Source organism: Pasteuria penetrans (assembly GCF_900538055.1).
Classification (GTDB): Bacteria; Bacillota; Bacilli; order Thermoactinomycetales; family Thermoactinomycetaceae; genus Pasteuria; species Pasteuria penetrans.
Window position 1 is genome coordinate 703012 of record NZ_UZAC03000001.1, and the last position, 21170, is coordinate 724181.

Genomic DNA, 21170 nt, shown 5'->3' on the forward strand with positions numbered 1-21170 from the left:
TATTGTTAGGGGAAAGGGTAAGTAGAATTTATATTCAAATCCATACCTAAAATCCATAATTAAGCAGAGGCTGCCCGATGATATCTCGAGAGCCCGAGGGAATGGGTCTGGCCAAAAGGGACTGGAAGAAATTAGGTTGCATGATGGAGGGAGGGTACTTCAGACATACCTAATAAGGAGGGATTTCCAGAAATCGATGACGAGGTACCTCGACCTCTAGGGTTTCGGTATTTTCGGGTATTGGTGGTGTATTTTCGGGTACTGTTGATTGGTTTTCGGATACCGGTGGTGTTTTTTCCATACCGATTCGAGGGTCTCCACTGGAGCCATCGTATTCGAGGAATTTCTGAGAACAAATGACGTCGTGTTTCGCGCCTTTCCTTAATCCTTGGCAAACCATCCCCCTCGTATCCCGCCCTCCATTCTCATTTGGATCTATAAATGGGAGTATTGGTTCTAATTTTTCGATATCTTGAATTTCCCAAATGCCTTTGGATTTTTCAATGGGACGTTCCTCTATCCTCTCACTCCTTTTGTCTAAATCCTCTGAGAATGCATAAACATAGCTGGTTCCCTTTAAACGATCTCGGACTAGAACCCTGAAGGGCAGGGAATCCAATGTGTCAGAATAGGAACTAGTCCCTTTCATTCGATCCCTGATGAGGAATCTGGTGGGTGGGGGAGTCTCAGGCACCGACGAAGTTTTCCTGGACACTGAGGATAGGGTTTCAGATACCACTTGTGGGTTTTTGTTAGAGCCATCATCGTATTCGAGGAATTTCTGGGAACAAATGACGTTGTGTTTCGCACCTTCCCTTAATTCTTGACAAACCATCTCCCTCGTATCCCACCCTCCATTCTCATTTGGATCTATAAATGGGAGTATTGGTTCTAATTTTTCGATATCTTGAATTTCTTCAACGCCTTTGGATTTTTCAATGGGACGTTCCTCTACCCTCTCACTCCTTTTGCTCAAATCCTCTGAGAATGCATAAACGTAGCTGGTTCCCTTTAAACGATCCCGGACTAGAACCCTGAAAGGCAGGGAATCCAATGTGTCAGAATAGGAATTAGTTCCTTTCATTCGATCCCTAATGAGGAATCTGGTGGGCGTCGGGGGGGTCTCCTTAGTAGACACTGATGAGGAGGTTTCAGGTATCAACAGGGGAGGGGTCCCAGACACCGACGAAGAGACCTCCTCAGCAGACACCGGCGGAGGACCCACGACAGCAATAGAGAATAATCCGATAATACCCCAGTAAGAAGGTTGGAAAAATTTCAATGGGCGATTGTTACGTCTACTATTAAAACTTGTACTCATATTATATTATAATCCTCTTTTTAATATATTATTATTTATTCAATGATAATTATGATCATTTTTAATAGAATGGGGGGAAAGGGGTGCCCACAAGGGGGATGAATAACGGTTCTCACCCCCGTGAATCCCTAGGATACGAGGTAGTGCGGATAGGTAATCCCAAGTACGGTTTTCCGGGTGGAGTATCCAAATCTGAGGGAGTAGGCAATTAACCTTCGCTATTCTATACTTTAACCATGCATAATTGCAAGCAATAATTGTTTCTACGCCGAAAAGTAATATAAAAATCATTGTAATATCCAGGTGTGATTAAACGATTATTTATAAATATAAAAATATTTATGTTATTAATATGTATATAAACATTCTATGTAAATATTGTTATCGTAGGTGATTTTTATAGATAATAATTTCATTTTATGGGTATTTAAGTAAGAATTTATTACTATTGTTTTTATTTGGTCCCCAATGTACACATGCTAAATAAATGGACAATGGAGTCAATTTTTATTTTTAATAAAAAATTGTATAAATTATAAATATTTATTTATACTCTCCCCTTTTTTGGGGGGGCGGCACATTTCTCGGCAAATTTACATCTTCCCAGGTTTTTTCGTTGAAGTGGGCCACCGTCTTACCCTTGCCGTATTCTCCAGGTTGGTATGTAGATGGGTCGGAAGTCTCATCACCAGGGCACCGATTGATTTCCTCCTCCCCCTTCCTCTTGAATCAGTTTCCCCTTTTTTTACTGGGATTTTCTTCTTCCTTCGGTCCGTCCTATCGACTGGGTGTATATCGATGGTATGTTCTTTGATTGCCCCGCCTATCCTATGGCAGTTGTACCTGTTATCAAGGTACAAGGGTCTCCCCCCGGGGCACGGTTGGACATAGAATCAATACTCCAATCTTCATTGGAATGAGGTGCTCCTTGGGTGTTTCCATGGATGATTATACTCAATTCCTTCTCTTTATCATGGTCCCTCGACGACAAGGGTATCAACATACACCCTACCCAATGGCTCGCCCTTGACACGCCCCCTGGGTCTCTGGATCAGAGGGGCTTTGTAGATTGCAGATGGCCATTGGGAACGTACCGTGGATTTCTCTCGCCCTTCCCGCCCAACTCTTTACTATTGGCTCCCTGTGTTACTCTTTGCGACAGTATGGGGGCTGGGGTAGATTAAAACCCTATCGTACTGACTTTCAAAGTGTTTGAGAGCCAGGCAAATCTCTAGCAGCGCGGCGTCGCCTTCTGTTTTCATCTTGTTCGTTCGGTTATCCGTCGAAGGAGGTGAGGAGGTACCTACTAGGAATGGGCCCGGGTTTCGTTATCACTCACCATCCTGCAATTGGGTTGTAAGAAGATCCCTCATTCGGGAGAAAGGGGAAGGCAAGTTTGGTTATCGGGCAAGCTGTAATCTTGATGATCCCCAAAACCAACATATTGATTGAGGCCCATTTTCTTGATGCAGTTGTCCATGGGTGTTGAGTCCACCGGATAAAAAATGAAGTCCGTACTAGCTGATTTCCATTGATAGGAGGATAAATTTTTATTTAAATAAATCTTATATAATATTTTATATATAATAGAATTTATGTATACATGCAGTGTGGATTTGGATGTCAAGAACCGTGGTTGGCGCAAGCAAATTTTTGGCCTCCTCCCTTGCGGTCCCCCTGATCGGATGGTCGAGTCCATTTGAGTTCATTATTATAAAATATATATAATATATATATTATATATAATATATTACTCCTTGGGCCGTGGTGGACCCAACCCCGGGGATTGAATCGATTGATGGTGATGCGATGCCATGCATCGATTCCCCCCTAGGATTCCGATGGCATTTGAATTTTGCCCAGTGGTTCGCTACAATGGGCCGTGGTACGTAGCATCATTTAGGTATTTTTTTTTTTGTATATGTGGGGGGGCAGTGATGTGCCAGATCACTTATCAAGGCAGAAGATTGGGAAAGTCGCAGGTTTGGCTCTGTTGCAGTTGACGGAGAGGGAGCAAAAGGAATTTTCTGGACAACTGGACAAGGTGGTAGTTTTTATCGAGGAATTACAATCTGTGGATACGGAGGGTATTCCTCCTACATCCCATGCTATGAGGGTGGAACATGTTTTACGTGAGGATGTTGTTACGCCCTCCCTCCCTCGTGAGAAGGCTATGCGATTTGCTTCCGTCACGCAGGACGATTGTTTTGTGGTGCCCGCAGTTATGGCGGGCAGGAAGGGGGGCAAATCATTGTGACGGCCTGTGGAAACGCCTCACAACAGCTAGAGAAATGTTTGCAAAAAATTGAGAAATGGGAGGGAACCTTACGTTCCTTCTTGACCGTAGATACGGTAGGAAGTCGCGCCAGGGCCAAATCCCTAGATTCTCTACCAAAGGGGGCAATGGGGTCCTTGTATGGTTGTCCTGTGGGTATCAAGGACAATTTTTGCACCCCCTATCTACCGACTACCTGTGCGAGTCGGATGCTAGCTACCTATCAGCCCCTTCACGAAGCAACGGCGGTGTCCCGTTTGAGAGCAGCGGGGGCTGTGGTAGTTGGTAAAACGAATATGGATGAATTTGGCATGGGATCATCGACGGAGAATTCCGCTTTCCACATTACGCGGAATCCATGGGAGAGGAACTCCGTACCAGGTGGTTCCAGTGGTGGTTCTGCGGCGGCTGTGGCGTCTGGTGAGGTTTGTGTAGCTCTTGGATCTGACACGGGGGGTTCTATTCGCCAGCCTGCCTCCTTCTGCGGTGTAGTGGGCCTGAAACCCACCTATGGGCGTGTTTCCCGCTTTGGTCTGGTAGCGTTTGCTTCTTCTCTTGACCATGTAGGACCTATCACGCGCACTGTGGAAGAGGCGGCTTCCGTTTTGCAGATTATTGCTGGTAAGGACCCAAGGGATTGCACGACTGTTCCGGATCCAGTGCCCGATTACATGGCTGCCCTGACAGGTGATGTGCGCGGTTTGAAATTGGCCTTGGTAGAAGAATTTCTGGGGGAGGGGATTGATGATGGTGTCAGGCAGGTTATCGAGACGGTTTCCGATCGTCTCATTGCGATGGGGGCTACGGTAGATCGTGTTTCCTTGCCCCATGCCTCCTATGCTGTGGCTACCTATTACATTCTTGCGCCAGCGGAGGCTTCCTCTAATCTCGCCCGCTATGACGGGGTACGTTTCGGCACAAGAGTGGAGGGAGCGGACACGTTGGAATCCATGTATCTCCAAACTCGCAGCCGGAATTTTGGCGCCGAAGTGAAACGACGTGTTTTGTTGGGTACCTATGCTTTGAGTGCTGGTTATTACGATGCTTATTATCACAAGGCCCAACAGATGAGGACCCTTATTCAGAGGGACTTTCGGAATCTTTTTTCACAGTACGATGCCCTAATAGGTCCCACCACACCCACGGTTGCTTTCCCCCTGGGGGCCTGTAAGGATCAACCCTTGCGGATGTATCTGAGTGATATTTGCACGATCCCGGCTAGTTTGGCGGGTATTCCTGCCATTAGTGTTCCCTGTGGTTTCGTGGATGGGTTGCCTGTGGGGTTACAAATCTTGGCACCATCGCTGGCAGAGTCTGTAGTGTTGAGGGTGGCCCATGCATGGGAACAGGAGCGGGGTCCTTTGCCAGAGTTGCCGATGGGTGGGGAGGATGTGTGTCGTGTCGTACGAGATTGTCATAGGTCTTGAGGTACATACAGAATTGATTACAGAGAGCAAGCTTTTCTGTGGCTGTTCCACTGCCTTCGGTGCATTTCCGAATACGCAAACCTGCCCGATTTGCCTGGGGCACCCGGGAACATTACCTATGCTCAACCGTCAGGCCGTGGAGTATGCTCTGCGTACGGCGTTGGCTCTTCAGTGTACTCTTGCCAGAGAGAGTTGGTTTGATCGTAAGAATTATAGTTATCCTGATTTACCTAAAGCCTATCAAATTTCTCAGTACAAGGCTCCTTTTGGAGAGCATGGTCATTTGTGGGTGACTACGGAGGAAGGCAAACGGAAAATTGGCATTACACGTTTGCATCTAGAGGAAGACACGGGTAAGTTAATGCATCGTACCCGGGACGGCCTATCCCTCGTGGATGGAAATCGGGCCGGTGTTCCTCTGTTAGAAATCGTTTCGGAACCTGATTTACGCTCTTCTGTGGAAGCTAGGGTATATCTAGAGGAATTGCGAATGATTTTACTCTATTTAGGTGTATCAGATGGGAAAATGGAAGAGGGTTCGTTTCGTTGTGATGCTAATATTAGTTTGCGTAGGCATGGGGAAGAGAAATTGGGAACCAAGACGGAGCTAAAGAATCTTAACTCCTTTCGCTACGTTGAGAAGGCTCTCCTTTATGAGGTACAGCGTCAGACAGCCCTCTTGGACCAAGGGGAGAGGGTGGATCAGGCAACGTTGCGTTTCAATGAGACTACGGGTAGGACAGAATTATTACGTACCAAAGAGGATGTACACGATTATCGTTATTTTCCTGATCCCGATCTCATTTCGATCAGGATTGATGAAACCTGGCGCCAGAAATTACGGGACTCCCTGCCCGAATTACCGGCGGATAGGCGGGCTCGTTACCGTGATAAGTGGGGCTTGACTGCTGATAGTATAGAGATTTTTATACGCCAACAAGATTTATGTTCCTTCCTGGAAGCAACGGTAGCTCTGGGATCGGATCCACAGGAAACGGCCAATTGGTTGATGGGTGAGGTTTCGGGTTATGTAAATGCCACAGGTAAGGACTTGGCGGATACGGGTCTAACACCGCAACGATTGGCGGGAATTCTGCATCTTTTGAAGAAAGGTACAATTGGTCGTAAGTTGGCAAAGCCCTTACTGGAGGAAGTATTGAAAACAGGACAAGAGCCGGCTGTTATTGTGGAGGCCCGTGGTTGGGGTCAAATCAGGGATATCCAGCAGTTACAGGACCTTGTGCAGGAGGTCCTCGATGCTAATGCGCAGAGTATTGAGGATTTGAAGAAGGGTAAGGAACGGTCCCGTGGCTTCCTCGTGGGGCAAGTGATGCGTAGGACCCAGGGACGCGCGGATCCTAAGCTTGTCCAGCAATTGTTATCGGAAAAATTGAAGGATATTTTATAGGAGGTCGGTTTTTCCTAATCTATGGGAGCCTGGTTGGCCAGGTTCCGGTTTTTTCTTCCTTACTTTTTTTGAAAATCAGGAGGTGTACCCCTGTTCGTTGAAGTCATTTATGGTGCTACTGCGGGAAGTGATACCAAACTTATTAGAATATTTCACAGGAATTATATAATGCCATATTCGGGGTGGAAAGAGGCTTCTTATCATTGAGTTCCCGTTGTTCGTTCACCCGCTATGAACAAGACGGAGACCCCCAAAAATAGAAGCCCACTCCCAGAAAGGGGCGGGCTTTTGAGCGCCTAAAGGTTCTGTATAGAAAAATCGGGATCCCGGCCGCATATCGGACCTGAGGGTTCAGTCTCGGGAGTGGGGATGGGCAACTCACCCTCTATCAGGGAATAAGGGGTTATCGATATGAAAACAGAACTAAATTTCCTGAGGCCCCCTTTTTCGGACGAAGTGAAAATCATGAAAATAGAGAAATTAGGAACCACAAAATTAGATATAAAATGAGTTATATCCTAGGGTCCATTGCCAACCGTTCATTCCCGGGAATCAGGTGTTCCCGGGAGGATTCGGGGAACCCGCTCCCATTATACCCGCCTGGACCTATTGTAACAGGGGACTTAATAGGAATTATGAAAAAACCACCCAAGGATATTTCAGGTCTGAAGTTTGGCCAAGATCCGGTTTGTGTACCGTTGGATCCATTCATACGAATGGTTGCCCCGGGGCTAGGGTGGGTGTCGATGATGATCAAGGGGAATCGACCTTGTTGATCGAAGATTTTTGAAAATCCGGTCCCAGGTGTCTAACATTTCGGGAGGGCCGTACCTAAACAGTAAAGAATCTCCCGGACATCATTCCATCTGCGTCCTATCGCTATGTCAATGGTTATTTTTTTCTTTGTTGTCATGAATCCTTAGTAGCATCGGACTGAATGGTGGGTATTAGCCCTGTAGGGCGTGAAGATCCCATGCGTTCCTCAGACGGCTATCCTGTTGGGGTACGGGACGGGGAATTCCCTTTACCGGGTATCCCCCACTACTTTGTTTGCCCCCCAGGGCTCCAGTATCTTTTATGTTACAATACAATAAAATATTTAAAACGTGAATACATGAAGGAGGTCCCTAAAGGTGAGGAAAATCCGTCCCAAAACCCCGTTCAGGAATGTTATGCCCGCAACGGGATGCCGCCGTTGTGGCTAAAAATTACCTCAATTGCGGAGGGATCATGGTAGTTGGTTCCTATTGGGATGGTTCCAAGGATGGATGTGTACGGTAATCATAAACAATGTATATTTTATTATATATAATGGTTAAAATAATTAATAAAAAAATAGATCCTGAAGCGGATCATCATAGGATGCAAAGAGGATAAAAAAGGGCTCTCCAGGGGACCGATATCAGATTTTGAATGCGATCGCGGTTTTATTTTTGCATGGCGACAAATGTTATTTATCCCAATCCTAAAAGATGTTTGACTATACCTAGGATGAAATTTAGCATGTGATTTCCCCCTTAATTTTTGTTATTGTGACTCCCTTTCCTTCATTAGCTACAAGATCAATGGATTATGGATAAATTATAAGGTTATTTTCATGTAGTATAAAGTATAATTTAATGTAAATTAAATTTAGAGGGTACCTGATTTGGGATGAGATTTTTGTTTCCAGTTGTGACTGGCATTCGGGGTGGGTATGTGCATCTCCTAGGAGCTCCTTTGGCCCAACTTTGGTGTTTCTGTAGGGTTGGTCGATATGATCTACACCCCGGATGTGATGTCGATGGGGTATACTATGTTTTATGTATTTTATGAAAAATGAACTACCTGTACCCCATAGGAACAGGTTTTCATCAGATTCTATACGGAAAATTGCAATTATGATGGTTTCTGCCATCGTTGTCACTATTCATGAGGGGGATGGATGATCCCGACCTAGGGCCGTCTTTCATAGGTTTTGGGGGTTCCTATACCAACGTGGCCCATCGGATTGGGTCCGTTATGAGCATCTGTAGTAAGCAGAGGAATCTGCTGGGAAACGGAAAAAACCTTACGCCAGGTTTGGACATACCCTGGTTGATCCATTCCTATAGTACAGAATTCCTTGGGTGCTAATATCATTCCAGTCTTTGAATCCTATGACGATTTACACGGTTACCAGTCTCAGAATACAAACATGGTGCCCCTGCTGAAAAAGGGTATCAAACTTATCGGAATCTTTTTTATAAATTTAATTATATATTTCTAAATGTTTATATTGTTAATTAATATAAAAACAGTTTATTTGGGTATTTCGGTCGTACGTGCCTTGGGGTTGAAAGGTATTCTCTTCCGGGTAGGCCCTCCATTTTTTGTGTGCACTCCAACCTGAATCGCAAAAAAAGTGCATTTCTTTCTCGCGTGTCCAGAAAACGGAGCCAGGATTTTGTGTACTCATGGTGTTGTGTTACTCCTCCTCCTATAAATTTATAATAAATATTTTTATATTTTTCTGATGGTTTTGTCTGTGACATTTTTAGGGTTGTACTTTTGACCCTCGTGAAATAATTTTCATCCGTGGAGTAACTAAAATGGGCCTAATAAGGGAGGGAAACAATGGAAGGGAGTGGATCCATATGGTAATTAGAGGTAACCCGTATTTTATTATATATTAAATTTAAATAATTAATAAAAAATAGACCCTGAAATGGGTCATCAGACAACGCAGGGGAAACAAAAAAGGGCTTCCCCTGTGGGACCTGACATAAGAATCTGAAATGCAATCTATCTGCGTACGGGAACTCCTACGACCTGTTTCCCCCTAATCGCTCACTACCAGTACAACTTGTTTTATATCGGCACTATAGGGTTTTTATAGTTGATTCCATATTCCCTCTGTTGCTGACAGTGTGGCTTCGATGTCTGACTCTGTGTGGGCGGCCATGAGGAACCAGGCCTCGTATTTAGAAGGAGCTAGGGCAATTCCAGCGCGGGAGAGGGCCCTAAAGAATAGGGAAAAACGGTTTCCATCGCTCTCTCGAGCCTGTTGGTAGTTATGGACCGATTCTGTATGGAAATAAAGGGTAAAGGCCCCCCCAAAGGCATTGATGGTTACAGGAATGCCTGCGCTCTCCGCCTGTTTTTGTAGGCCCGTCCACAATCGTTTGGCTAGGGCTTCTATTTTCGGGTAAGGGTTGGTTGTGCGCAGTTTTTGTAGGCAGGCTAGGCCCGCTGCCGTAGAGATGGGGTTCCCTGCCATGGTCCCTCCCTGATAGGTTGAGCCGAGGGGGGCAACATTTTTCATAATTTCCTTGCGACCCCCATAAGCACCGATGGGTAATCCCCCCCCGATGATTTTCCCCAATGTCGTGAGATCGGGTCGTATCCCAAAGTGATCCTGTATAGCACCATACTGGAAGCGGAAGGCCGTGATGACTTCATCATAGATTACCAGTGTTCCTGCTTCCTGGCTCCATTTTTGGATTTTGGTTAAGAATCCTGGGTTTGGGGGAACGATGCCAAAATTGCCTACCAAGGGTTCCACCAGGATGGCGGCAAATTGTTCTCTATATTTAGAGAATGTTGTTTCGAGTGCAGAGGGGTCGTTGAAGGGTATGGTGATTACATCCTGGGAAACACTGTGAGGAATTCCCGTGTTGTCGACTGTTCCTACTGTTGTTGCTACCCCGGAGCCTGCTCCTAGCAGGACAGTGTCACAATGCCCATGGTAGCAACCCGAAAATTTGAGGATCTTGGTCCGTCCCGTGTAGGCTCGGGCCAAACGAATAGCTGACATGACGGCCTCCGTGCCGCTACAGGTGAGACGGACCTGCTCTAACGAGGGGATGGCTTTTTGCAGGGTTTCAGCGAATAGGACTTCCCGTTCGGTAGGTGCTCCATAAACAGTTCCATGGCTCGCTGCTACACGGATAGCCTCTGTAATAGTCGGGTCCCCATGGCCAAGAATGATCGGACCAAGAGCAGCTATGTAGTCAATGTATTTTTTTCCTTCCTGATCCCATAGATAGGCCCCCTTGGCTCGCGAAACGAAGAAGGGTGCATCCTCCTCCCCGATTCCCTTCCAGGATCGAGAGGGGCTGTTGACACCACCTGGGATGGTGGTACAGGCGCGTTGATACAGGTTACTCACAGAGATATCTCCTTTTTTCATTGTTTCTATAGTTAATATCTAGGATCTTATAGAGATAGGGATGAGTAGGTCCTATTTATGCAAGGGTAATTTCCCCTATCGACGGGTCCTTTTTTGTGGTGGGGTTCATGTTTCGGTTGCGTTACGGGCCCGTAATCCGGTACAGTGCCTTACAAGCATAGCATGTGTATTCTATGGGTGGAAGGGGTATTTGGTCTATCTCTTGCGTGGGTGTGATCCTATGTAGATCATGGTGAAAGTGGATCTAGAGCAGTTCTTTGCAGCGGATAGGGAGCTATGTTGTGGGGTTCCCATGCTGGAGAAAAGAGAATAGGGGATCCGTTTTTGTGTCAAGCTACGTGCATCAGGAATGGACAAGGAGGGTTCCTAGTTCCCATTATGGGCCGGGGGGGTACTCAATCATGGCGGATAAATTTCCGATTTTTTTGTCTCTATCCATAGGAACTCACCTGAATGGGTGCGGAGTTAGGTAAAGCGAGTTCTGTGAAAGTGGGTTGTTTTTTTCATGATGGTTGTCTTGACGTGTAGAACTATGTAGATGAGGGTAAAACGTTGAGTGATGATTTTTTTATTTTATTGATGCTATCATTTCTTGTGATGATTGCACAGTATTTTTGACATAGAAAAATGTTTTCTAGAAAGGGGTTGTATGGATTATGTTACGTACGGGTGATCAGGCCCCTGATTTTACCTTACCAGCTGCTAATCAGGAGGGAGAAATCTCCCTGTCGGACTTCCGGGGTTGCTATGTTTTATTGTATTTTTATCCCAAAAATGATACACCCAATTGTACAACGGAGGCGTGTGCCTTTCGCGACCAAAATGATTTTTTTTCAGAGTTCAATACCGTGATCATAGGCATAAGCCGCGATTCTGTTGCTTCCCACGAGAGATTTGCAAAGCGATACCACCTTCCGTTTCTGTTACTGAGTGATCAGGAGGGGGGGGTTTGTTCCCAGTATGGTGTGCTGAAGGAGCGGAAGCTATTTGGCAAAGCACACAAGGGTATTGTGCGAACAACCTTTCTCATTGATCCCGAGGGGAAGATTGTACACGTTTACGATAAGGTTAAGGTGGAAGGACATGCTGATGAAATCATCCATAATCTGAGGGACCTTGTGAGGTCATAATGGGGGGTGTTACCTACTGTGGAAGAGTTCCCCGTTTATGGTATTTGGTACACACCTTCCTGTCCCCCCGGTTGGTGATAGGTGGGGATGTTTTGCCATAGTACCTAGTTTATAGTAGGGTATTTTAGTGTGCGAGGGGTTTGTTGGGAGTGGCCAGATCGAGCAGGTAGCATAGGGTGCGGGTATGCGATGATTTGCAAGGGACCCCCGTGGGGCGTGTAGGATATAGGTGTTGTATAGGAGGGTGTGGGTTTTGTATCCCAAACGCGGTGTTACCCCCGAACAGGTGATGTTAGGTTCCTTGTCATGGCCCGCGAATCGCTCTCCGGGGGTATTTTTCTAACCTATCCTAGTTGTTCATGAAGAATATAAATAGTTTACAGTGTCTATGGTTTCCTATAATCGGGTCCATGTGGGGATGCTTTTGAAATGATATAGGACGATGGTCCCGATATCTATTTTCTGCATTATCTCTAAGAAGCTTCCACTTACATATTTATTAATTAAATAATTTATATAAAATTAAAAATATAATGTATAATAACATCATTCAGAATATTATAATAAAATCAGCGCGCCCTTAGCATGGATTCACCCTGTTGCCTTCTGCTGTGTTTTAGGACATAAAACCCCGTCGGTGGATGAAGAAGAGCCAACCCAAGGTTGGAAGGCAGCGAACCTATTTCCGTTTGGTTTGATCCCCCCCTTCCCTCGTTCCATAATGTTGGTTGTGCGATGAGCCACACGATCGTTTCCATCGTGGCGAAGGTGAATCGTAATTCGGACTCTTCCGGAACATCCCCATTGGTATGAAGGTGCAAGGAAGCGGCATTCATGATCGATCCCCATGGCCGTCTTAGGCCATTCTCCCAAGGGCTTCCCCCACCCCCCATGAATTTTCTCTGGGAGGGATCCCCATTCCGCGATAGGGAAATGATCCCGCTTTTTCAGGGCTACTACTTTTCCATTGGATAAGGGGGTATCCCCCCTTATAGGGCCTGAGGGGTTTGTCCTGGGCAATTCATAGTCATCGGGGGTTTATTGTGTATGTAAATCGTGTGTGAACGAGGGTTTTGAAAAACTCTGTGCTCGGTCGGAATGCATTCTGGCTGGTCGATTTCATAGTACCAAAGGTTCTGGATGCGAACACCCTTCCAGTTTCTGAATCCTATGATGATGGGATATGGCTACGAGTTCTAGGCCACGAACCTATGTGTAGGTAGTATCTCCCTGAAGGAAGCTATCTTTGCAGGGAACGCTGATTCCATTTATGAGGTAGGTAGAGGAGGGGTCTAAAGAACTAATTCCCTCCGATTTAGCCATGGGATCATTTTGATGTTGATGTCTATACCACTGTTCTTTTCTAAGTGTCGGTTGGCTTTTTTCCCCCATGGATTTAGCCGTTTGTTCAGGTTGATTCCTTTGCCCTTTGTGGAAGGCGAACGCGTTGTACAAGCTTCCCGTTTAGGTTGGTTTTGGGGGGTTTTTTTTCTCCCTGCTCCCACATTGTTCCCATTCGGTTAAACCCGCACATCGGCGTCCGATCCAGACACCTAGGAACCCAACAAACTCCAGGACGCTAAACAATTGTGGGAGACGGATGGAGTTCTCCCCTATGGTGGGGGGATGGAACCAAGTGTTTAGGGGGGACCAAAGGGTAGTGAAGAGGTTTACGATCCATGAGGGTGCTTCGTAAACGGCACTATCCATCCGTAGCCCTTCGATATAGAATCGTCCAAGGGCATACCATAGGAAAGCAGAAAAAAAGATTTCGCCGCGTCGTAGCTTGGGGGCAAAACGGAACAGGGCCAGGAGGACTCCAACGCCTAGGATATTCCAGAGGGACTGGTATAGGAAGGTGGGATGATGGTATTCCCCTCTGATGTACATGCCTTCGATGAGCCAATCCGGCAACAGCAGATCCTCTAGGAAGGAGCGGGGCACTGGACTTCCATAGGCCTCCTGATTGATAAAGTTTCCCCATCGTCCTATGGCCTCACCCAATAGTAATCCGGGAGCTGCTATATCGGTGATTCGTAGAAAGGAGATACGATAACGGCGGCAGAAGAGCCATCCCGTGATCATGGCGCACAGATAGGCACCCTGGATTGAAAGACCCGATAAACCAAATTCTGTTGGTCCGATGCCGATGATGGTCAGGGGATGTTCCCAATACATGGCGTCCCTGGAAACAATGACATCATAGAGCCGTCCCCCCAGTACAGCAATGGGTATGCAGAGAAGGAGTAGTGGGATAAAAAATGAATCTAGCTTATATTTTTTTGCCAGTGGACATGTCATCCATGTTGCTATTGCTAAAGCTAGTGCTGTAATGAGTCCATACCAATGCACCTTGAAATATCCTAGATCCAGAATGACTGGGTCCATGAGGACTTCTACTGGCAAGGCTTCATCCGTCCCCTCCGTTTTGTGTTAGATTTTGTGTGTATCTTCCACCCACTATAGTACAAAATGTTCTGGATGCGAATACCCCTCCAGTTCCTGAATTCTATGATGATGGATACGGCTACGATGAATCCCAGGCCACGCACGAACCCATGTATAGGTAGCATCTCCCCAAAGGAAGCTATAGCATGTAGGAAATGTTGTGTACTTTAGATTTGGAATTTTAATAGCTATCCAACCGATGAGAAAGAGGGGAATGGGGGATACCGCTATGGCATGACAACAGGGATCATTTCGATCATCCATCCTGCGGAGACACATCCCCAGCGCGGGGGATACCTTTCCCCATCCACAATGTGTATACCTCTGACCACGTTTCATAAAAAACGGATCCTCCCTTTCGTACCTTAGGGAAGGGAATCGTAAGGGAACCGCAACCTGTCTGTATGGTTTTTTTTCCATAACCGTTTCTGCGAATCATCCTACCCGGAACCATCGGGATTTTTTCCCTGAAGCCTCTTGCTGCCGATAGGGGTCCCACTCATGATGAACGAACCACTCGAAAGCCTTGGAAAGAGAAGGTAAATCAATAGGGGGATTTTGGGAACGTTCTCGCTCTCCATGCCCAATAGTCCCCTGGAACAAACTCCTCATTTTTTCAGGTATTTCCATTGATATAGCAAAAAAGAGTGCACCCCTTTCTCCCATGTCTAGTGAACGGGATCAGAAATATCAATAACTCATGCGTTACTCCATTTATTAAATAAATTTGTTAATAAATATTATAATGTTTTCGGTAATTTTGTCTATGATAGTTCGGAGGTCGCACCATAAAAAAATAGGGTAGGTAGGGAGCTTTGGGACCATCATTAGTTTGGGGAAACACAAGTAGGGGTGGAGAGAAGGGGGGCGAAAGGTCCCCTAAGAGCGGGTTCGTTGGGATTTTATAAGGAAAGGCAGGGAATAAGGGGCCTGGGTGGGTTCGGGGGGGGAAAATCTGCCCCGTCCTAATGGTGGACAAGGGTTCAGGGAAGAAATATTTTCTGCAGGGCGATTTCGAGCGGGGGTAATCAGGACAGGTTCAACAAAGGGGTCCTACGCAGGGAGAATGAATATATAAAGTAATTAGATTCAATACTATAGTTTTATTATAATTTTATTTAAATAATTAATAAAAAAACAGATCCAGAGACGGGCCCCAAAGACGGAGCGGGGACAAAAAAGAGCTCCTTCTAGGGACATCAAATTTTGGATTCAACATTCCCCGGCGAACACGGGACTACCCCATGATGCGGATTCTACTGAACCAACAAACGACAGGGGATCGTTTCTGTTTAGAATCATTCTCTGGTTCATGAGACTGCCTTTTTTTCATCTCTCCATAGATAAAATGAAGGGATGGATATGGTGAATGATGGGTTTGGGGTTCATGGTTATTGCGTTGGCCTCTGTAGGGCGTATGATGGAAACATTGATCCGGCATACCTATGATAGGGTGGGTAGAGGGGGCTAAAAAATTAATTCCCTTCGATTGAGCCATTGGATCATTTTTGGTGCTTATATCCAATACCATTGTTTTTTTCTAAGTGTAGGTTGGCATTTTTTCTCCCATGGATCTAGTCGTTTGTCCATGTTTGTTCCCTCGTTTTTTTGTGCTCTCTTCCCTGCCTTTTGTGGAAGGTAAATGTGTTGCACAGGTTTCTCAATTTAGGTTGGTTTAGGGGGTGTTTTTTTTCTTTCTGCCCCACTGTGTTCCCATTTCGGGTAGGCTTGTACATCGGCGTCCGATCCAGACACTTAGGAACCCAATGAACTCCAGGACGCTAAACAACTGTGGGAGACGGATGGAGTTCTCTCCTATGGTAGGGGGATGGAACCAGGTGTTTAGGGGAGACCAAAGGGTAGTGAAGAGGTTTGCGATCCATGAGGGTGCTTCATAAATGGCACTATCCATCCGTAACCCTTCGATATAGAATCGTCCAAGGGCATACCACAGGAAAGCAGCAAAAAAGATTTCGCCGCATCGTAGTTTGGGGGCGAAACGGAATAGGGCCAGGAGGATTCCAACGCCTAGGATATTCCAGAGGGATTGGTATAGGAAGGTGGGATGATGGTATTCCCCTCTGATGTACATGCCCTCGATGAGCCAATCCGGCAATAGCAGATCCTCTAGGAAGGAGCGGGGTACTGTACTTCCATAGGCTTCCTGATTGATAAAGTTTCCCCATCGTCCCATGGCTTCACCCAATAGTAACCCAGGGGCTGCTATATCGGTGATTCGTAGAAAGGAAATACGATGATGGCGGCAGAAGAGCCAGCCTGTACTCATGGCGCACAGATAGGCACCTTGTATGGAGAGACCTGATACACCAAATTCTGTCGCTCCGATGCCGATGATGGTCAGGGGATGTTCCCAGTACATGGCGTTTCTGGATACAATGACATCATAGAGCCGTCCTCCCAGTACAGCAATGGGTACACAGAGAAGAAGCAGTGGGATAAAAAATGAATCCAGCTTATATTTTTTTGCTAGTGGAAACGTAATCCATGTTGCTATGACTAAAGCTAGTGCTGTAATGAGTCCGTACCAACGCACTTTGAAATACCCTAGGTTCAGAATGACTGGGTCCATGATTTCTGCCGGCAAGACTTCATCCGTCCCCTCCGCCTTGTGTTAGACCTTGTGTATAATCCTTTATCTAAACATACCCCTTATCCGTATTTGTTTCCATGTCGTTTTCCCGTTTTATACGGTTGTTTTCTATGGTCCCCATGATTGCCTTCCGGTGTTTCTGCTGCCTAGGCATATCGTGTATTCTTTAGGGATTGTAGGGGATGATATTTCCTTCTCCCCTGGAAAGACCCGCTTCCTATAGTTCTTTTCCATTGTACACCGTTGCTGAAGTTGAAAGCGACCTTCCTAGGAAAGAGGTTCACTTTGAAATACTCTCTTTTCGATATGAGGCGGTCTCCCTAATGATCCCCGCTTCCCTCATTCGGGTTCAAGGGAGTGGGGATTTTTTCGTATTTTGAAATGCCTATATTCAATATGTTAACACAGAGTATAGGAGTTATAAATTGTAATTCCATCATTTATTCGATTTAAAATAAAAATAAATATATTATTATGGTAATTCCTGTTTCCGGCGAAGAAGTCTAATGCGTTATAATCAATGATACAAGGACCTGTGCGGGGTGTAGGATTACGGGGGCCTTTGGCGTTAGGACGGGTATGATCAGGAGTGGGAAGTGATGGGTTCTGGAGGCCATCTGCGAAGGGAGATTGTGGTGCGTTATGGAGGGCTTGTGGGGGGATACGGTAACCAGTGGTGAGACGATGGTGCAGTTAGTGATTGTAACGGGCATGTCAGGGGCTGGGAAGACAGTGGCCATACGAAGCCTGGAGGACTTGGGTTATTTTTGTGTGGATAATCTACCCCCGGCCTTGTTGGCGGAGTTTATTGATGTATTGATTGGTTCTGATAAGTATCCATTTCTTTCTGCTATTGTATTCGATTTACGTAGCAAGGATTTTTTCCCTACATTATGGATAGCACTGGATAAATTGAAACAAAGTTGTCAAAGGGGAGTTATTTATCATTTTCTTTATCTTGATGCTAGTGACGCTGTGTTGATCCAGCGTTATAAATCTACCCGGCGCTCACACCCCCTATCAGTCCCAGGAGGTTCCCTATTGGAAGGAATTCGAGCGGAGCGGTCCTTGCTGGCGGAGGTTCGTTCACAGGCCTACTCCGTTATCGACACAAGCTCCTTTCGCCCGCTCGATTTGAAACAGGTGATTAATGCGCGTTTTGCAGCATTGGGGCAGAAGACGTTTGTTGTTACCTTTCTCTCGTTCGGTTTTAAGTATGGCTTGCCAATGGATGCGGACATTGTTTTTGATGTTCGTTTCCTTATGAATCCCCATTATGTGGATGCATTGCGTTCTCATACAGGTAGGAATAGATTGGTACGTTCCTATGTACTAAAGGATCAGATGACACATGGTTTGCTGCAACGTTTGCGCGACTTGCTCGATTTTCTTTTTCCGCAGTATGAGGCGGAGGGGAAGCAACAATTGATGGTTGCTATTGGTTGTACGGGTGGTCGACATCGTTCGGTTGTAGTAGTGGATTGTCTAATGGAACATTTCCAGACTAGGTTGGCTTGTCGCGTGGTTCATCGGGATATGCAGAAGGGGGGTTGATCTGTGTATGGTAGAAGATCTTTCCATTTCCGTTCCCTTACAGGTGGTTTGTATAGGGGGTGGTACGGGTTTGCCTGTTCTCTTGCGTGGCCTGAAGAAGTATCCTATCACAATTACGGCCATTGTTACGGTGGCCGATGATGGGGGTAGTTCGGGGCGCCTGCGTGCTGATTTGAGTATGCCGCCGCCGGGGGATATTCGGAATGTTTTGTTGGCCTTGGCGGATACGGAGCCCCTATTGGCGCAGGTTTTTGAACATCGATTCGAGGCAGGTGGGGATTTAATTGGGCATACGTTGGGGAATCTGATGTTGGCTGCCATGCAGGAGATCACGGGTAATTTTACACGTGCTGTGCAGGCAATGAGTCGTGTACTCGCTGTTCGTGGGCGGGTGTTGCCTGCGAGTGAGGAAGGCTCTGTACTGGTGGCGGAAATGGAGGACGGGTCGTTGGTTACGGGGGAGTCCAACATTCCATTAGCGAGAAAGAAGATCCGGCGGGTCTTTTTGCGTGATCCCGTTCCGGTTGCTGTGGGAGCGGCTCTACAGGCGATTGAGGGGGCGGATATGATCGTCCTCGGGCCAGGGAGTTTGTATACTTCCCTTTTACCGCCTTTGCTGGTACCGGACGTGGTGAAAATCTTTCGTTCTGCGGATGCCTGTCGTGTTTATGTTTGTAATGTGATGACGCAATGTGGGGAAACGGATGGTTTTACTGTGGGGGACCACGTTCGGGCCTTGTATGATCATATGGGTGGTCCATGTATTGATGTGGTTGTGGCGAACAATGGTGTACCGCATCCGGAGGTGCAAAGGAGGTATGCCGAATCTGATCAGTGTATGGTTTCTTTGGATGAGGATCGTTTACGTCCGATGGATTGCAGGGTAGTTGTGGATGATTTGCTGTTGGATCGGTCCTATATTCGGCATGATGCCGATCGTTTGAGTCAGCATCTTGTGCGTATAGCTATGGGTTACGTTACGTCCCGTCTGTAATCCCACTCCCTTATCCTGTTTGTTTCAGTGTCAGGGGAGGTCCCAAGCTAGGTAATAGAGAGGGGATGAGGGTAGGTTCTCTGGAACTGCCTGATAGGCAGTGGGTTTCCCATGGGTTTGGTGCTGCTGACGTTTGAGTGTATCAGTTGAGGAGTAGTTAGGGAAAAGGAGGGATAGGATGCTTGTTAGAATGGGAATGGGGGAGATCAATGAAAGTGACCCTCCGATGATGGGGATTGGTCCTTAGAGATCGATTGGTAGGTAGTAGGTTTCCAACTGACTAGGGCTTACTGGGGTGAAAAGGTCTTTTGTCCATGTATTGAATTTGCACAATTCAAAATCAGAACGTGCAAAAGGACCCTCCACGGGATATTAAAATCCCACGGGGGACATATAAAGTCACACACATAGTGCGAACTCAAAGACATCGTTGTCACTATTCGTAAATGATTAGGAGTCCAATGAGACGGAACTCAATTTTCCAACCGACTAGCGTTACTGGGGTGAAAAGGTCTTTTGTCCATGTATTGAATTCGCATAATTCAAAATCAGAACGTGCAAAAGGACCCTCCACGGGATATTAAAATCCCACAGGGGACATATAAAGTCACACACATATTGCGAACTCAAAGACATCGTTGTCACTATTCGTAAATGATTAGGAGTCCAACGAGACGGAACTCAATGGAGACCACTGTCCCATGTGTTTATAATAGAGCTCCTTATTGTCGTACCCTTCCAATGTACTCAATGCATCACGAAGGGATTTTTCGTCGGTCAGTGCTGAAATGGAGACCCCTTTCCCCCTGATGACCCCTTCTTTTTTATCGGTTGAGAGTTCTACATCGTGCGATGCACTCTCTGCTAGTTTGTTGATCAGTTCCGACTGACTGAGGTTGGACCATTCCGGTCTTTTACGGAAAACATTTTCTTTAATATCTTCAAAAAATTTATTGTTATTTTTACTTAATGCTTCCAACTCTCCCTTTACATCTTCCACATCCACATGTTTTTCTTTTAATAATTTTTTCACTCTCCTAACATCCCTATCCATTTTCTTTTCATCTTGATGCTCATCGTGAACATTTGAGCTAGTGACCCCATCTTCTGCCCTTATATGCGGGAAAACACTGAATGTTGCTGAAAGAACAGCAGTAAGAGACAACACAGTAGTAAAAACCATTTTCATATTTCTTCTCACTCTAAATCTCCTCCTTTATTTAGTTTCAAAGCCAAAAAACAAACGGTAGTCATTGTATACAATAGCACATTAAATCCAGTGCCACGGACATTGTACTAAAGAATCCTCTTGGGATGCAACTCAAGAGGATTACATAAATAAAATAAATTACTAAAATTATTTTAATATATTAAGAAAGATTTCTTGTTACCTTAATCCGCATGTTTTTATTTGAATATTTTTTACCTGCATACTATAATTTTTTATAAATCAATATTAGTAGTACATAGTTAGTAAATACATAAAAAAGATAGAATAGGGTTAGATGCTAAGTATGATCTGTTGTAATATAACAAAAAAACATTATACATATAAATTCATGAAGGGAGTCCCAAAGATGGGGGGAACTCTCTCCCGAAAACCTTATCCAAGAATTCACATTCACAATGGGATACAACCTCATGGGACTGTCCTAGGATGGGGGAAGGGTAGTTCAGCTCACGGAAAAAAATTCCGTGGGGAAATTCTCGGGGTTTTCCTCCCTTTTTCAACCGATTAGTGCTGCTGGGGTGAAAAGGTCTTTTGTCTATGTATTGAATTCGCATAATTCAAGATTCGAACGTATAAAGGGACCCACGGGATATTGAAATACCATGAGGGGATGTATAAAGT

13 protein-coding genes are annotated in these 21170 nt (G+C 45.7%); 6 read left to right on the top strand and 7 right to left on the bottom strand.

Annotated elements, in window-relative coordinates:
- Positions 1–169: 169 nt before the first annotated feature.
- Positions 170–1162 carry a hypothetical protein gene (locus tag PPRES148_RS02815; RefSeq protein ID WP_149453136.1) on the bottom strand — a complete coding sequence of 331 codons (993 nt, stop codon included), beginning with the start codon at positions 1160–1162 and terminating at the stop codon, positions 170–172.
- A gap of 2098 nt (positions 1163–3260) precedes the next feature.
- On the opposite strand from PPRES148_RS02815, the gene gatC reads away from it, so the two are divergent.
- The 3 genes from gatC to gatB are packed head-to-tail and all read left to right on the top strand — an operon-like array spanning position 3261 to position 6431.
- Entirely contained in the window at positions 3261–3578 is a 318-nt protein-coding gene (gene gatC / locus PPRES148_RS02820) for an Asp-tRNA(Asn)/Glu-tRNA(Gln) amidotransferase subunit GatC (RefSeq protein ID WP_187820460.1), read from the top strand.
- Positions 3575–5023, top strand: coding sequence for an Asp-tRNA(Asn)/Glu-tRNA(Gln) amidotransferase subunit GatA (gatA, locus tag PPRES148_RS02825; RefSeq protein WP_246142881.1), 1449 nt, complete (start codon positions 3575–3577; stop codon positions 5021–5023). The genes gatC and gatA overlap by 4 nt, the downstream gene beginning before the upstream one ends.
- Complete coding sequence (gene gatB / locus PPRES148_RS02830; protein WP_149454205.1) at positions 4995–6431, top strand: Asp-tRNA(Asn)/Glu-tRNA(Gln) amidotransferase subunit GatB; 1437 nt, start codon at positions 4995–4997, stop codon at positions 6429–6431. The genes gatA and gatB overlap by 29 nt, the downstream gene beginning before the upstream one ends.
- Positions 6432–9282: 2851 nt before the next feature.
- Here the strand turns inward: gatB and PPRES148_RS02835 are convergent.
- Positions 9283–10560, bottom strand: a complete 1278-nt coding sequence (locus tag PPRES148_RS02835) for a glutamate-1-semialdehyde 2,1-aminomutase (RefSeq protein WP_246142882.1) — start codon at positions 10558–10560, stop codon at positions 9283–9285.
- Between the two features lie 677 nt (positions 10561–11237).
- Here PPRES148_RS02835 and bcp point away from each other — a divergent pair.
- Positions 11238–11711, top strand: a complete 474-nt coding sequence (gene bcp, locus PPRES148_RS02840; RefSeq protein WP_187820462.1) for a thioredoxin-dependent thiol peroxidase — start codon at positions 11238–11240, stop codon at positions 11709–11711.
- A gap of 591 nt (positions 11712–12302) precedes the next feature.
- Here the strand turns inward: bcp and PPRES148_RS02845 are convergent.
- From PPRES148_RS02845 to lgt (PPRES148_RS02860), 4 genes are all read right to left on the bottom strand, one after another.
- The gene (locus PPRES148_RS02845) at positions 12303–12584 is read right to left on the bottom strand and encodes a hypothetical protein (protein ID WP_149453140.1); all 282 of its coding nucleotides are present in this window, start codon (positions 12582–12584) and stop codon (positions 12303–12305) included.
- Positions 12585–13175: 591 nt separating this feature from the next.
- Positions 13176–14117: a prolipoprotein diacylglyceryl transferase gene (gene lgt / locus PPRES148_RS02850; RefSeq protein ID WP_149453141.1), complete on the bottom strand. Its 942-nt coding sequence runs from the start codon at positions 14115–14117 to the stop codon at positions 13176–13178.
- A gap of 298 nt (positions 14118–14415) precedes the next feature.
- The gene (locus PPRES148_RS02855; RefSeq protein WP_149453142.1) at positions 14416–14613 is read right to left on the bottom strand and encodes a hypothetical protein; all 198 of its coding nucleotides are present in this window, start codon (positions 14611–14613) and stop codon (positions 14416–14418) included.
- 1221 nt (positions 14614–15834) lie between these two features.
- On the bottom strand, positions 15835–16764 hold the full coding sequence (gene lgt / locus PPRES148_RS02860) for a prolipoprotein diacylglyceryl transferase (protein WP_149453143.1): 930 nt from the start codon (positions 16762–16764) through the stop codon (positions 15835–15837).
- A gap of 648 nt (positions 16765–17412) precedes the next feature.
- On the opposite strand from lgt (PPRES148_RS02860), the gene rapZ reads away from it, so the two are divergent.
- Positions 17413–18324, top strand: coding sequence for an RNase adapter RapZ (gene rapZ / locus PPRES148_RS02865; RefSeq protein ID WP_246142883.1), 912 nt, complete (start codon positions 17413–17415; stop codon positions 18322–18324).
- Positions 18325–18331: 7 nt separating this feature from the next.
- On the top strand, positions 18332–19318 hold the full coding sequence (locus PPRES148_RS02870; RefSeq protein WP_149453144.1) for a gluconeogenesis factor YvcK family protein: 987 nt from the start codon (positions 18332–18334) through the stop codon (positions 19316–19318).
- Positions 19319–19976: 658 nt separating this feature from the next.
- On the opposite strand, the gene PPRES148_RS02875 is transcribed toward PPRES148_RS02870, so the two are convergent.
- Positions 19977–20519: a hypothetical protein gene (locus PPRES148_RS02875; protein WP_149453145.1), complete on the bottom strand. Its 543-nt coding sequence runs from the start codon at positions 20517–20519 to the stop codon at positions 19977–19979.
- Between the last annotated feature and the right edge of the window lie 651 nt (positions 20520–21170).